This is a genomic window from Aliiroseovarius sp. S2029 (assembly GCF_023195575.1).
In the GTDB taxonomy this organism is placed as follows: Bacteria; Pseudomonadota; Alphaproteobacteria; order Rhodobacterales; family Rhodobacteraceae; genus Aliiroseovarius; species Aliiroseovarius zhejiangensis.
In genome coordinates this window covers 331777-345325 of record NZ_JALPQE010000005.1, presented here as the reverse complement: position 1 = coordinate 345325, position 13549 = coordinate 331777, and the positions used below count along the sequence as shown (strand labels likewise).

Genomic DNA, 13549 nt, shown 5'->3' with positions numbered 1-13549 from the left:
GGGAAAATCGGCCATTTTGCGCCCTTTGTCGCGGCAAACGCCACGTCCGGCGGGGGCGGATTGCAACTGCCCGGCCTGCGTCCTATGTCTTGACCCAGACACAAAACCGGAGGTCCGATGCTTACCACCCTTCCCTTCCCCGTCCGCGATGCCAATGCACAATCCGGTGATATCCCGCTTGAAGGCTTGCCCGAGTGGGATCTGAGCGACCTTTACGCGTCGCAGGACGCCCCGGAACTGGCGCGCGACATGGAGTGGTTGGAGAAAGCCTGCGCCGATTTCGCCGCGACCTATCAGGGCAAACTGGCCGGGCTGGACGCCGCTGGCATGTTGGACTGCATCGAGGCCTATGAACAGATCGACCTGATCGCAGGACGCATCATGTCATTTGCGGGACTGCGGTATTACCAGAAAACCACCGATGCCGACCGCGCGCAGTTTTTGCAAAACTGTCAGGAAAAGATCACCGTCTTCACCGCGCCGCTTGTGTTTTTCTCTTTGGAAGTAAACCGGATCGAGGACGAGGTTCTGGATGGCTGGTTTGCAGACAATGCGGCACTGGCCCGTTACAAGCCGATCTTTGACCGGCTGCGCGCCATGCGCCCCTATCAATTGTCCGACGAGTTGGAGCAGTTTCTGCACGACAAATCCGCGGTCGGGGCATCTGCCTGGAACACGCTCTTTGACGAAACCGTGGCGGGGCTTGTGTTCACCGTCAACGGAGAGGACCGCGGGCTGGAAGCCACGACCACCCTGTTGACCGACAAGGACCGCGCCACACGCGAAGCAGCGGCGAAGGAAATCGCGCGCGTGCTGGGCGAAAACGTCAAGCTGTTCGCGCGCGTTCACAACACGCTCGCCAAGGAAAAAGAGATCGAGGATACGTGGCGCAAAATGCCCACCCCGCAGACCGGGCGCCACCTTGCCAACCATGTCGAACCCGAGGTGGTCGAGGCGCTGCGCAATGCCGTGGTCGCCGCCTATCCGCGCCTGTCGCACCGCTATTACGAGCTGAAGCGCAAGTGGCTGGGGCTGGACGTGATGCAGGTCTGGGACCGCAACGCGCCGCTGCCGATGGAAGATGACAAGCTGGTCGATTGGCCGGATGCCGAAAAGATCGTGATGGACGCCTATGCTGATTTCGACCCGCGCATGGCCGAGATCGCCAAGCCATTTTTCACCGATGGCTGGATCGACGCAGGCGTGAAACCCGGCAAGGCACCCGGCGCATTCGCCCACCCCACCGTCACCAACGTGCACCCCTACGTCATGCTGAACTATCTGGGCAAACCGCGCGATGTGATGACCCTGGCGCATGAGCTGGGCCACGGCGTCCACCAGGTGCTGGCCGCGGATCAGGGTGAAATGCTGTCATCGACCCCCCTGACGCTGGCCGAAACCGCCAGCGTGTTCGGCGAAATGCTGACCTTCCGCAAACTCTTGAGCGAGGCCAAGACCACTGCCGAGAAGAAGGTGCTTCTGGCCGGCAAGGTCGAGGACATGATCAACACGGTCGTGCGTCAGATCGCGTTCTATGATTTCGAATGCAAGCTGCACGACGCCCGCGCCGAAGGTGAACTGACCCCCGACCAGATCAACGACATCTGGATGAGCGTTCAGGGCGAAAGCCTTGGCCCGGCATTCGAATTCATGGACGGGTACGAAACCTTCTGGGCCTATATCCCGCATTTCGTCCATTCCCCCTTCTATGTCTATGCCTATGCCTTTGGCGACGGTCTGGTGAACGCGCTTTACGCGGCCTATGAAGAAGGCGACGCGGCGTTTCAGGACAAGTATTTCGAGATGCTGAAAGCCGGCGGCTCAAAACACCACAAAGAGCTTCTGGCCCCGTTCGGCCTGGATGCCTCGGACCCGGATTTCTGGGCCAAGGGGCTGTCGATGATCGAAGGGTTCATCGACGAATTGGAAACGATGGAGGACTGAGCGCGGGCGTCAACACCCCTGAAGGGGTTGGAATGGCGGGATTGCGGATTCTGCTGCCGTTCACAGCCGCGGCGTGAAGGTCTGCTTGCTCGGAAAAGGTTACTCTATCGACCATATGGGCCGGAGTATTCTATGATCCTTTCATGACAACTTATAGTTTCCGAGCGGTCAATGTTAGTGATCTCAACCTGCTCAATAAGTGGCTTCGGGAACCGCACGTGGCCGAATGGTGGGACGCTAGCACCCCCTATACTACAGACACGCTGGATCGGTCATACGTCACCATGCGGATGGTAGAGGCGGACAGATTGCCTTTTGCGCTGATCCAAGACTATGACGTCCATGCCCAAGAAGGGCACCACTTCGGCCAACTACCGAATGGTGCGCGAGGGATGGACCAGTTTATCGGTGAACCAGCTATTCTTGGACGTGGCCACGGTTCAGCGTTCATCAAAAAGCGAATGACAGAGCTGTTTGCCATTGGCGTCCCAGTGCTTGCGGTCGATCCTCACCCAGACAATGCCCGAGCTATCGCCGTCTACCAAAAGATAGGTTTCCACGTCAGGGGCCAGCCGCGCGAGACTGAATGGGGACCAATCTTGCCAATGGAGGCACCGTGCCCGACTTGAACCAAAATCGGCCACACATTCTGACGGATATTCCGGAGATATCTGCCATTCGTGCACCGCGCAGCATCAGTCAAGTTGGGCCAACCGCCACCCTTGCCAACACCTCTTTCTTACTTCAATTGACTGTCTTTTGATCCGCGCCGGTTGAACCCTGGACGCGCTTTGAAGGCCGCATCCCGTTCCTGCATGCAGTCGATGCACAGTTTCACACCGGGAATGGCGCGACGACGGGCTTCGGGGATTTCTTCCTCGCATTCCGCGCAATGGGTCAGGCTGTCGCCCACCGGGCCTGACCGGGTTTTCATCCGGGCCAGTTCATCCTGGATCGAGGCGTCTATCTGGTCCTGAACCGCACCGTCGCGTGCCCATCCGCCTGCCATGTCACCCTCCGTCAGCCTATGTCCACAGCCAAATCGAACACGCGGTCGATCATCGCCTGCGTGCCGCGCGAAAACTCCAACGGGCACGGGTAATCCGCGCCCTCGTGCACCGTGCGTCCAAAGTTTTCGACCTGCAGAATATATTGGTTGTCCTGCGGCCAGGTTTCAATGGTGCGGGTGCCGTCAGGGCGTCGCAGGTCAAGTTCCGCCGGGCCGAAGATGCCGGGATTGAATGGCGCGGTCAGACGCATCTGGCCGCGATCGCCCTGGATCACGACCTCTTGCCGGGGGGACAGGCGCATCGACGTCATGGCCGAATAGGTAAACCGCCCCGATGGCCCGTCCATCTGCCCGACCACCTGCGCCCAGGTGTCGACGCCGTTTTCCGTCTTGATCCGCGCCGACAGGTCAACCGGCTCGGCCCCGGTCGCAAAGCGCACCGAGGAATAGGTATAAACGCCGATATCGCGAATGCCACCGCCGCCCAGAGCCGGGTCGTTGCGTACATTGGCCCGGTCGGCACGGTTGTCATAGCAAAACACCGCTTCGGCATGTTCCACAGTGCCAATTGCGCCTGATTGCACCAGTTCGCGGGCGCGGATCCATTGCGGGTGATGCACGATCATATAGGCTTCGGCGATCAACAGCCCGGTGTCGTCCCGCAGCGCGATCAGATCGTCGATTTCGGCGGCCGTCATGGCAATGGGCTTTTCCACCAGCACATGCTTGCCCGCGCGCACGGCGTTCTGCGCCCATTCCACATGCAACGCGTTCGGCAAGGGAATATAGACAGCGTCCACACCCGGGTCCTCCAGCAACGCCTGATAGCTGTCATGGACCCTGAGATCCGGGCAGAACGCCGTGAACCCCCGCGCCTTCCCTGCATCCGACGTGGCAAGTGCCACCAGTCGCGCCCCGCGCGCGGCATGAAGGGCCGGGGCCATCTGCTTTCGTGCAAAATTCGATGCGCCCAGAACGCCCCAGTTCAGAACCTTGTTCATGTGATGCCCTTGCGACGTGATGCCCTGAAAATAAGATGACCGACCCAGCTTATCGCGGGTCGGTCCGGTGGTAAACATTGCGGCAAACACCGCACGGGCGCAGTCTGGGCCGGATCAGGCTTCTTCCAGCAATCCTTTTTCCGCTGCCAGTTCCTGCATCCGTTTTTGCAGCTTTTCGAACGCCCGCACTTCGATCTGGCGGATGCGTTCGCGGCTGACATCATAGACGCCGGACAATTCTTCCAGCGTCACCGCCTTGTCCTGCAGACGGCGCTGGGTCAGGATGTCTTTTTCGCGCTCGTTCAGCACGTCCATGGCTTTCGCCAGCAATTCGCGCCGGACCTGCAATTCATCCTGTTCGGCATAGTCGCTGGCCTGATCGGCGTCTTCGTCTTCCAGCCAATCCTGCCACTGCATCGACCCTTCGCCATCAGCAGACACGGTGGCGTTCAGCGATGCGTCCCCGCCCGACAGCCGCCGGTTCATCGAGATCACCTCGTCTTCGGTGACATTCAGGTCATTGGCAATCCGCGCCACGTTTTCCGGGCGCAGATCGCCCTCTTCCAGCGCACCGATGCGCGCCTTGGCTTTGCGCAGGTTAAAAAACAGCTTCTTCTGCGCCGAAGTCGTGCCCAGTTTTACCAAAGACCACGACCGCAGGATATATTCCTGGATCGAGGCACGGATCCACCACATGGCATATGTCGCCAGGCGGAACCCTTTTTCCGGGTCAAAGCGTTTCACCGCCTGCATCAGGCCGACATTCGCCTCGGAAATCACCTCGGCCTGCGGCAAACCATAGCCGCGATAGCCCATGGCGATCTTGGCTGCCAGCCGCAGGTGGGAATTGACCATCTGGTGCGCCGCTTCGCGATCCTGATGATCCACCCAGCGTTTGGCCAGCATGTATTCTTCTTCCGGCTCGAGCATCGGAAACTTCCGAATTTCCTGAAGATAGCGGTTCAGGCCACCTTCCGGCGTCGGGGCCGGCAAGTTTTTGTAGTTGCTCATTTAGACCTACTCTCCCTCACTTTCCCGCAATGTTGCGAGGCTTAACATCAAGATAAGCCCGAACCCCGCGAAATCAAGCGAGCTATCAACATATTTCTTAATCCAGATATGATCCCCCGCCGGCAAAAAGGAAAGGGGATGACATGAATCCTCACAACCTCGTGCAGTAAGTTGCAGGCGCGTCAAAGAAGCGGAGACAACATGCCGATGCTGTTGATCAGGATGCGCCGTGGCACCGACCAGTTCACAACGGTATCCGCCTGCACCTGCAAGGACACATTGATGAAGGCTTCCTGCTTCTGGCACAGTTCGGACACCACATCAGGATCGACCAGCATCATACTGTTTTCATAGTTCAAATCAAAGCTGCGCTGGTCAAGGTTCGGCGACCCGACAAGGGCGGCGGTGCCATCGACGCTCAGGATCTTGGCATGCAACAGACCGGGCTGAAATTCATGGACCTCGACCCCGGATTTCAGCAGCGACCGATAGAAACTACGCGAGGCAAAGGCAACGATCAGGCTGTCATTTGTGGCGGGCACATTCAACCGCACCCGCACCCCGCGCAGGGCGGCAGCGCAGATCTGTTGGTGCAGCGCCTCGGACGGCACGTAATAGGGGGTGGTGATGATCACCTCGTGCTGGGCCGCGGCCAGCAACATCTGCATCATGTCAGGCACCGCCTGAACGCTTTCGGTCGGTCCCGTTCCCGCCATGACGGCCGGAAATCCATCCTCTGACACGTCAGGCACATGATCCAGATAACGGGCAATGTCGTCACCGCCATGCACCATCCAGTCCGACACGAACAGCCGCTGTGCCTGCCACGCCACCGGGCCAGTCACGCGCAACATGACATCGACCCAGGGCGCGTATTTGGCCTTCACCCGAAACGCCGCATCCGCGCAGTTCTGGCTGCCCACATAGGTGGTGGCATGATCGATCACCACGATCTTGCGGTGGTTGCGGATATCCAGCCTGCGGATAAACGCCGAAATCAACGGAAACCGGAAGGCAAAGGCAACCACGGTATCAACGCCGCCCTCTTTCATCCGCGCCCACAGCGGATCGGACAACAACCGCCGCGATCCTAGCCCGTCGACGATCACCCGCACCTTGACCCCACGCCCCGCCGCGCGGATCAACGCCTCGGCCACGCGGGTGCCATTGCCGTCCGCCAGCCAGATATAGAACAGGATATGCACATGATCCGTGGCGGCCTCAATATCGGCCACCAGCCAGTCCATGCTTTCGTTGCTGTCCGTCGTCACCCGCGCCCGATTGCCCGAAACCGGCTGAAACCCGTTCACCGACGCCGCGCGCGCAAAGGCCTGTCGATACAACAGCGGAATTTCCGCATTCGGCAGCGCTTCTGGTGGACGCTTTGGAAGCTCATGCCGTAAATCCTTGAGTTTCTTGTCAGATTTACGATCCGCACTGGTATCACCCAGAAAGAAATACGCAATGACACCGACCAGCGGCAAGGTCATAATCACCACGCTCCAGGCCAGCCGTGACGCAGGCGAACGATGTTCTCGCGTTACCGCGCGCGCGATGGTTGCAAGGTCCACCACGAACAGCAAAACGGCCCAGATGGCACCCCAGGATGCCCAGGAAAGGTTGGTCATGCTCGCCTCTTGCATCGCGTCTGTCAGTGGGTCTGTGCACCCGCCCGCAGCGTTTCGATCAGGGCCACCATATCTGCGGGGATCGGTGCGTCAAAGCGCAAGTTTTCGCCGGTGACGGGATGGATGAACCCCAGCGTCGCGGCATGAAGCGCCTGGCGTGGGAAGGTGCGCGCCGCCTCGACCGCCGCCGCGCCGATCACCTTCGCATTCAGTTTGCGCCGCCCGCCGTAAGTGGGATCGCCGATCAACCCATGCCCGGCATGGGCCATATGAACCCGGATCTGATGGGTGCGTCCGGTTTCCAGCCAGCATTCGATCAGCGCCGCCTGCGCCGGGTCGCCGAACACCTCGACCGTGCGGGCTCGCGTCACCGCGTGGCGCCCACCCGAGAACAACACCGCCTGTTTCTGCCGGTCGGTCTTGTGTCGCGCCAGTTGCGTGGTGATTTTCAGGATGTTGCCCGGCTCGAAACTGGTGCCCTTGATGCCGCCCAGACGCGGGTCGCCCTTGTCAGGCGCGCCATGGGTCACGGCATGATACCGGCGCTCGACGCTGTGCGCCTCGAACTGTTTGGCCAGCCCGTGATGGGCCGCATCCGACTTGGCCACCACCAACAAACCCGAAGTATCCTTGTCGATCCGATGCACGATGCCCGGGCGTTTTTCCCCGCCCACACCGGACAATTCCCCCCCGAAATGGTGCAAGAGCGCATTGACCAACGTGCCCGTCGGCGTGCCCGGTGCCGGGTGAACCACCATGCCCGCCGGTTTGTTCACCACAATCAGATCGGCATCCTCATGAACTATCTCAAGTGGAATGTCTTCCGGCCCGATATGGCTTTCCTCGGCCTCGGGCACGTGAATTTCGAACACATCGCCCTCGGCCACCTTCGCGCGCGAGTCGTCCATCACCCTGCCATCGCGCTTTACGGCCCCGTCGGCAATCAAGCGCGCCAGCCGCGACCGCGACAGGTTCGCTGCCTCTGGCACATCGCGCGCAATCGCCTTATCAAGACGCTTGGGCGGGTTCTCCGCGATGATCACCTCAACGATACGGTGCGAGGACGACATGAACGACACTCCTGAACAGGATCTGGACGCAGCGCTTGAAGGCAGCATCGGCACAGGCACCGTGCGATACCTGAAGACGCTGGTCACGGCAATGACGATTACGACGATCGTGGCGCTTGTCGTGCTGGTCACGGTCGTGGTGATGCGGTTCTCGCAAAGCGCGCCCGACAGAAGCACATTGCCCACCCTGCCCGACCAGATCACCCTTCCCGATGGCGCAACCGCTCAGGCCGTGACCTTCGGCCCGGACTGGATCGCGGTGGTGTCGGATGGCGACATCCTGATCTTTGACCGCACCAACGGCCAACTGACCAAGCGTGTCAAGATCAGGTAAAGTCTCGGCTTTATGCAGTCAGGCGTTGATTTTCCTGCGCTCATTCAACGATAGTGACTGCGCCCGCTCGCGCGCAGACCCGACATGAAAGACGCCACATCCACGCCATGACCACCGAAAGCCTTCCAACAAACCCGCGCGTTTGGCGTTTCTTCGGCATTCCGCGATCTGGCAACCACGCCATAATCGAATGGTTCATGGGAAACATCGATGTCGAGACAACCATCTTCCTGAACAATTGCCGCGAGGGCGATCCATTCACGGGGTTTTCGTATTGCAACTTCGTCTACAACGGCCATCTGCGCAAACATCGCGCCAATATCCATCGCGAAAAGAACCATCATTTCCACCGGCTGCTTGATAAGAGATCCTCCGCAACGGACCTGATCATTTCTTATGAGATCATGTCACCGCGACCCGAAGAACGGGCCCGGCTGCACGCTGAAAGCGGCATCAATGCTCAGCCGACAGCCGATTTTCTGATCATAAGAAGCCCGCTCAATCTGATCGCTTCCAGTCTGACGAAACTGCGGAATGAAATCACGAGACCCCCAAGATTGAGAAAGTCGCTTGAACATCTGGAAGCCTGGCTGCCAGGCACCTATCAAGCCTATCTGCAAACGGCATCCGAAGATGATGTGCACCCGGTAATCTATGATCAATGGGGCGCCGATCAAACCTATCGTAAAGACATTCTGGAAAGCGTTGGGCTTGACCCAAAAAGACTGGATCTGGGCGCCATGACAACTGCCGGTGGCGGAAGTTCGTTTGATCGACAACAAGATGTCGACACCATTTCCAAATCGAAACGGTGGCAACGTTACGTGGAAGATCCGGATTTTCTGCGCCTGGTTGCGGCGCTTCTCAATGCCGATACGGACGGCCTGATCGAAGCCTGGTTTCCCGACGACTGGACCGAAGCGCAAGACCTATGACGCCTTGATGCGCCTCTTCCAACGGCATTTCGCCAATGACGCGGGCAAGCAGATACACGCTTCGGGTTGTCGTGAAAGGATGGTACCGACACCCCGGCTCGAACGGGGGACCTCTTGATCCACAATCAAGCGCTCTAACCTACTGAGCTATGTCGGCACGCAGGACGCATTTACCCGTCACGCGCGGGCATTGCAAGAGGTCGCCGCTTGAAAAATGCACGAAACGCCTCTAACCCCAAGGGGAGTTTTTCAGGAGAGAAGACATGGGCATCAACGACGAAAGCGACATCGACGCCAACCTTCAGATCGGCCCAACGTCGCTTGGGATGGTGCGGCTCTACGTCGAAGGCGGCGGGGTCGAACTGCCGATGGATTTCGAACCGGAAGAGGCCGAAGAAATCGCCGAAGAACTGCGCGTCGCCGCCCAACAGGCCCGCGCCCTGGCCGACAGCGCCAAACCAAAAAAGAAATAGCCGGCTTCTTCTGGCCAGAAATATCCTGGGGTAGCGTGAAATCCCGAAGGATTTCGCGCGCAGGGGCAACGCCCCTGTTACATCAGATATTTACAAGCGCCGCGACACCGGGGTCGCGAAACCCCTGCAGTCGGCGCGCCGCATGGGTGGCAAATTTCTGCACCATCACCTTGCGGCGGGCGGGCGGCAGCTTGTCCTCCGGCCCCATGCGCAGGATCTCGGCATCATACCCATCCGCGATGATCAGACCGGTCTCTTCGGGCAGAAGCTCGGTTGGGAAATCGGCGTCCACCGCCCAGAAATAGCGGTCACACCACTCCAGATAACCCTGCCATTTCTGATCCGACAGAAAATCCATCCGCGAGGATTTGCATTCGATCACCCAGATCTCGCCCTTGGGACCAAGCGCCATCACGTCCACCCGCAGCCCCCGCGTCGGCACCAGCTCTTCAACAGTGACGAACCCATGGCTCAGCATGTGGCGGCACACACCGCGCGCCAGCACCTGGCCGGGCATCAGGGTTTGATGTGGTAATTCCATGCGACAAGCATGAACATTTCATGAACATTTTGTCAACCGCTTCACCAATCCTTCCGAACTCTCCCCTTGTAACGCCGTTACGTGCCGCCTATCTAGGTCGAGGCGGCTTCTGCCCTTCTCGTCTCACGTGGGTACAATTCCAGTGGCCTTAAGCAATTCCGAGGGAGCTGGCTCTGTCCGGATCCTGGTCCGGTTACCCGGCGCCCACCTGTAAATACAGGTCCTCGGGAATTCAGACCCCGACGGATGCGTGCGGTTCCGCCACCTTTCCCCGTCTTTCTTTCCCAGTTTGCCACTCCGACCCGGCGGCTCACATGGTTGTGTTCGCGGTATCATGTCCGTTTGTCCTAGACTGCCTGCACACCTGCAATCACGCCCGCCGGAGGTCCCATGAAACGCCTGACCCTTGCCCTGTTCCAGAACCTGTCTGCCTTGATCGCCCTGGCAACAACCGCAATGGCCTTCACCACCGAAGGCAGCGCCGGCAGCAAACTGACCGTGACCAAGATTGCCCAGTTCGATCGCCCCTGGGCGATGAACTTTATCAGCAACTCAGAGCTTCTGGTCACCACCCGGCCAGGCAAGCTGTTCCTGGTGACAACCGATGGCACACGGCGCGCCGTCAGTGGCGTGCCGCGCGTTGTCGTCGGGGGTCAGGGCGGGATGGGTGACGTCGTGCCCCACCCCGATTTTGCCAAGAACGGGCTGATCTACCTGTCCTTTGTGGAAAGCCGGGATGGCGGGGCGACACGCGGGGCCGCTGTGGTGCGCGGCACGCTTGTCCGGGGAAACCGCCCTGCCCTGACCAACCTGCAACGGATCTGGAGCCAGCATCCCCATCGGCCGGGGTCCGGCCATTTTTCCCACAAGATCGCTTTTGGCCCGAAAGGCTCTGCGCAGGCGGGCAAGCTGTTCATCACCTCGGGCGACCGGCAGGAGCAGACCCCGGCGCAGCGTTGGGACATGGCGCTTGGCAAGATCATCCGCCTGAACGATGACGGCTCGGTGCCGGGCAACAACCCGTTTCAAAACAAGGGCGACCTGGCCAAGAGCTTCTGGACCCTTGGCCACCGCAACCTTCTTGGCATTGCCTTTGACGCGAAGGGCCGCCTTTGGACCCACGAGATGGGACCGCGCCATGGCGATGAATTGAACCTGATCAAGAAGGGCCGGAACTATGGCTGGCCTGTTGTGTCCATGGGCGACAATTACAGCGGAAAGGCGATCCCCGACCACGACACGCGCCCCGAGTTTGCCGCGCCAGCCGCCTTCTGGGTGCCCAGTATCGCACCGTCCGGGCTGGCGATTTATGACGGCGATATGTTTCCTGACTGGCGGGGGGATGCCTTGATCGGCGGTCTTGTCAGCCGCGCGCTGATCCGCGTCAAGATCAACGGCGACACAGCGCGCGAGGCCGAACGCTTCAGCTGGGACCGCCGCTTGCGCGACGTCGAACAAGGCCCGGACGGGGCGCTTTGGGTCCTGGAGGACAGAAAAGGCGGGCGGCTCCTGCGCCTGACGGCACGTTGAACGGCCCTTGCCCCGGTCTCAACCTTGCAACTCGCATCGATAGGGCACCCGTTCACCCGCCTTTGAGAACCAGGTTGCATCGCCCGTGCGGCGGTCGAGCGTGAATTTCCATTCATAGTTCAGATTGCTGCCCGTGCCCACGCCATGTTGCGCATTGAACCGCACCGCCTTGGGGCCAGCAATCGCGGTCAGTTTGCCCAGTTGATGCTCATGCGCGGTTTTCCAATCCATGGTGACCGAAACAAGCGCCGGCATCCCGGCATCATTCAACAGCCCCCATCCGCCATTGGGCGCGCAGCGTGACCCTCCTGACAGGTGATCGGACGTTATGCAGTGCAACGTCGCATTGAACTGCGACGGGGTCCACAGGGCGATCGTGATGGTGTCGTCTGCGCCTTGGCAGAGAACCACCTCTTCACGCGCCCCAGTATTTTCTGCCGCAGTTGCGACGGGCAGGCTGGCCATCAAGGCACCCAGAATCATTGGTTTCATTGGTATTCCTTCTGCATGGACTGTCTCTCCATGCATGGAGACTAAGCCACCTCACACCCCGCTGCCATGAGCCAGATCATGGCTTCACCGGGGTTTCGTGCCCAGAAACCTATTTCCGCGACGTCGCTTCCACCGGCACCGGAATGGTGGTGGCGATCGGCTCGCGCTTGCCGCCTTTCGGTGTGTCGTCCTGCCCCATGCGCATGATGACGATGGCGAACTGGACGCCGGCAAACACGATGCCGTTGAACATGAACAGCATCAGGACCGCGATCCAGCCGATATCCGAGGTCGACACGAGGTGCCACAGGTTCCCGACATTGGTGTAAAGAAGCAGGGCGACGAAGGTAGCGGACAAGCCAAATCCGATCAGCACCTGCTTGATGTAAAGGCGGACGAGTCTTGGCATGGCGTTTCCTTTCCTGCTGCCCTTTCAATCTAGCGCAATCGGACGGAAATTAAAGGGGCAGACGGTCGCAGGGCACGGGTTGGCGGGCGCGTGCGCAGGTCTGGCAAGGCGCTGCCTCGGCGCGATGGAGCACAGAACCATCGCCAGCAGCGTTCAAAACGCTTCGGGCTTCGCTTCGCGGGCCATGTGATCCAGAACCGCGTTGGCGAACTTGCCTTCGTCGCTTTCAGGGAAGAAGGCCTTGGTGATGTCGACAAATTCGGTGATCACCACCTTGGGCGGCGTGTCGCCCTGGGTCAGCTCGGCCCCTGCCGCGCGAAACAGGGCGCGCAGGGTCGGGTCGATGCGCCCCAGGGGCCATTTGGCGACCAGCGCCCGGTCGGTCATCTGGTCGATCCTGGCCTGATGGTTCACCGCGTCTTCGACCAGCTTGCGAAACAGGCGGCTGTCACCTTCCGCCATGGTATAGGCATCGAACACCTCGCCAAAGCGGTGGTCCTCGAACTCGACCATCACGCGGTCCGCCGTCTGCCCCGCGGCTTCCATCTGAAACAAAGCCTGCACGGCGAACAGCCGGGCGGCGGATTTCATCTTTCGTTGCTGGTTGCCGGAAAGCGTCATGCTGTCGGGGTATCCTTCGTCTTGCCCGCAAGTTTTATGGAATCCGAGATCGACTTGAACCCGACACCTTTGCTTGCGCCGGCCCATTTGCGCGAAAGTGCGACCAGATGCAAGGCCGCAGCCGCCGCCCCACCGCCTTTATTTTGATCTTTCGTGTCTGCGCGCACCTCGGCCTGTTTGCGGTTTTCGACGGTCAGGATGCCGTTGCCGATGCACAACCCCTGCAGCCCCATCATCTGGATCGCGCGCGAGCTGTCGTTGCAGACAGTTTCATAATGCGTCGTCTCGCCCCGGATCACGCAGCCCAGCGCCACATAGCCGTCGAAATTCGACAGCCGGTCTGCCATGGCGATCGCGGTGGGCACTTCCAACGCGCCGGGCACCTCGACCAGATCCCAGGTGCCGTCAGCGGCCTCGATCTCGGCTTTCGCGCCGGCGACCAGTTCGTCGGCGATGTCCTTGTAATACGGCGCGACCACGATCAGCAGCTTCACCGGCTTGTCGAATGTCGGGCGGTCGAGCACGTAGTGCTGTTCGGCTTTGGCCATGTC

Annotated in this window: 16 protein-coding genes and 1 tRNA gene; 6 read left to right on the top strand and 11 right to left on the bottom strand. The window is 60.1% G+C overall.

What is annotated here, in order from left to right:
* Nucleotides 1-117 precede the first annotated feature (117 nt).
* Both MUY21_RS12660 and MUY21_RS12655 read left to right on the top strand, forming a co-directional pair.
* Nucleotides 118-1944 (top strand): M3 family oligoendopeptidase, encoded by a 1827-nt coding sequence (locus MUY21_RS12660; protein WP_248410703.1) that lies wholly within the window; start codon nt 118-120, stop codon nt 1942-1944.
* A gap of 143 nt (nt 1945-2087) precedes the next feature.
* Entirely contained in the window at nt 2088-2573 is a 486-nt protein-coding gene (locus tag MUY21_RS12655; protein ID WP_248410702.1) for a GNAT family N-acetyltransferase, read from the top strand.
* Nucleotides 2574-2683: 110 nt separating this feature from the next.
* Here the strand turns inward: MUY21_RS12655 and MUY21_RS12650 are convergent, their stop codons facing one another.
* The 5 genes from MUY21_RS12650 to MUY21_RS12630 all read right to left on the bottom strand — a co-directional run bounded on the left by MUY21_RS12650 (nt 2684) and on the right by MUY21_RS12630 (nt 7663).
* Nucleotides 2684-2953: a DksA/TraR family C4-type zinc finger protein gene (locus MUY21_RS12650; protein ID WP_248410701.1), complete on the bottom strand. Its 270-nt coding sequence runs from the start codon at nt 2951-2953 to the stop codon at nt 2684-2686.
* Nucleotides 2954-2964: 11 nt separating this feature from the next.
* Nucleotides 2965-3954: a Gfo/Idh/MocA family oxidoreductase gene (locus MUY21_RS12645; RefSeq protein ID WP_248410700.1), complete on the bottom strand. Its 990-nt coding sequence runs from the start codon at nt 3952-3954 to the stop codon at nt 2965-2967.
* Between the two features lie 114 nt (nt 3955-4068).
* The gene (rpoH, locus tag MUY21_RS12640) at nt 4069-4965 is read right to left on the bottom strand and encodes an RNA polymerase sigma factor RpoH (protein ID WP_248410699.1); all 897 of its coding nucleotides are present in this window, start codon (nt 4963-4965) and stop codon (nt 4069-4071) included.
* Nucleotides 4966-5147: 182 nt separating this feature from the next.
* The gene (gene cls, locus MUY21_RS12635; protein ID WP_248410698.1) at nt 5148-6593 is read right to left on the bottom strand and encodes a cardiolipin synthase; all 1446 of its coding nucleotides are present in this window, start codon (nt 6591-6593) and stop codon (nt 5148-5150) included.
* 23 nt (nt 6594-6616) lie between these two features.
* Entirely contained in the window at nt 6617-7663 is a 1047-nt protein-coding gene (locus MUY21_RS12630; RefSeq protein WP_248410697.1) for an RluA family pseudouridine synthase, read from the bottom strand.
* On the opposite strand from MUY21_RS12630, the gene MUY21_RS12625 reads away from it, so the two are divergent.
* Both MUY21_RS12625 and MUY21_RS12620 read left to right on the top strand, forming a co-directional pair.
* Nucleotides 7662-7997, top strand: coding sequence for a DUF6476 family protein (locus MUY21_RS12625; protein ID WP_248410696.1), 336 nt, complete (start codon nt 7662-7664; stop codon nt 7995-7997). The genes MUY21_RS12630 and MUY21_RS12625 overlap by 2 nt on opposite strands.
* A 107-nt stretch (nt 7998-8104) precedes the next feature.
* Nucleotides 8105-8932, top strand: coding sequence for a hypothetical protein (locus tag MUY21_RS12620; RefSeq protein WP_248410695.1), 828 nt, complete (start codon nt 8105-8107; stop codon nt 8930-8932).
* A gap of 80 nt (nt 8933-9012) precedes the next feature.
* On the opposite strand, the gene MUY21_RS12615 is transcribed toward MUY21_RS12620, so the two are convergent.
* Nucleotides 9013-9089 (bottom strand) — tRNA-His (locus MUY21_RS12615).
* 106 nt (nt 9090-9195) lie between these two features.
* On the opposite strand from MUY21_RS12615, the gene MUY21_RS12610 reads away from it, so the two are divergent.
* Nucleotides 9196-9405, top strand: coding sequence for a DUF6324 family protein (locus tag MUY21_RS12610; RefSeq protein ID WP_248410694.1), 210 nt, complete (start codon nt 9196-9198; stop codon nt 9403-9405).
* Between the two features lie 82 nt (nt 9406-9487).
* Here MUY21_RS12610 and MUY21_RS12605 read toward each other — a convergent pair whose 3' ends face one another.
* On the bottom strand, nt 9488-9946 hold the full coding sequence (locus tag MUY21_RS12605) for an MmcB family DNA repair protein (protein WP_191285628.1): 459 nt from the start codon (nt 9944-9946) through the stop codon (nt 9488-9490).
* A 390-nt stretch (nt 9947-10336) separates the two neighbouring features.
* On the opposite strand from MUY21_RS12605, the gene MUY21_RS12600 reads away from it, so the two are divergent.
* Nucleotides 10337-11476, top strand: a complete 1140-nt coding sequence (locus MUY21_RS12600; RefSeq protein WP_248410693.1) for a PQQ-dependent sugar dehydrogenase — start codon at nt 10337-10339, stop codon at nt 11474-11476.
* A gap of 18 nt (nt 11477-11494) precedes the next feature.
* On the opposite strand, the gene MUY21_RS12595 is transcribed toward MUY21_RS12600, so the two are convergent.
* The 4 genes from MUY21_RS12595 to MUY21_RS12580 form a co-directional block, all read right to left on the bottom strand.
* Complete coding sequence (locus MUY21_RS12595) at nt 11495-11968, bottom strand: hypothetical protein (protein WP_248410692.1); 474 nt, start codon at nt 11966-11968, stop codon at nt 11495-11497.
* A 109-nt stretch (nt 11969-12077) separates the two neighbouring features.
* On the bottom strand, nt 12078-12377 hold the full coding sequence (locus tag MUY21_RS12590) for a hypothetical protein (protein ID WP_248410691.1): 300 nt from the start codon (nt 12375-12377) through the stop codon (nt 12078-12080).
* Nucleotides 12378-12530: 153 nt separating this feature from the next.
* A complete protein-coding gene (nusB, locus tag MUY21_RS12585; protein WP_191285623.1) occupies nt 12531-12998 on the bottom strand; it encodes a transcription antitermination factor NusB in 468 nt (155 codons plus the stop codon).
* Entirely contained in the window at nt 12995-13546 is a 552-nt protein-coding gene (locus MUY21_RS12580) for a 6,7-dimethyl-8-ribityllumazine synthase (protein ID WP_248410690.1), read from the bottom strand. Before MUY21_RS12580 ends, nusB begins: the two co-directional genes overlap by 4 nt.
* Nucleotides 13547-13549 lie beyond the last annotated feature (3 nt).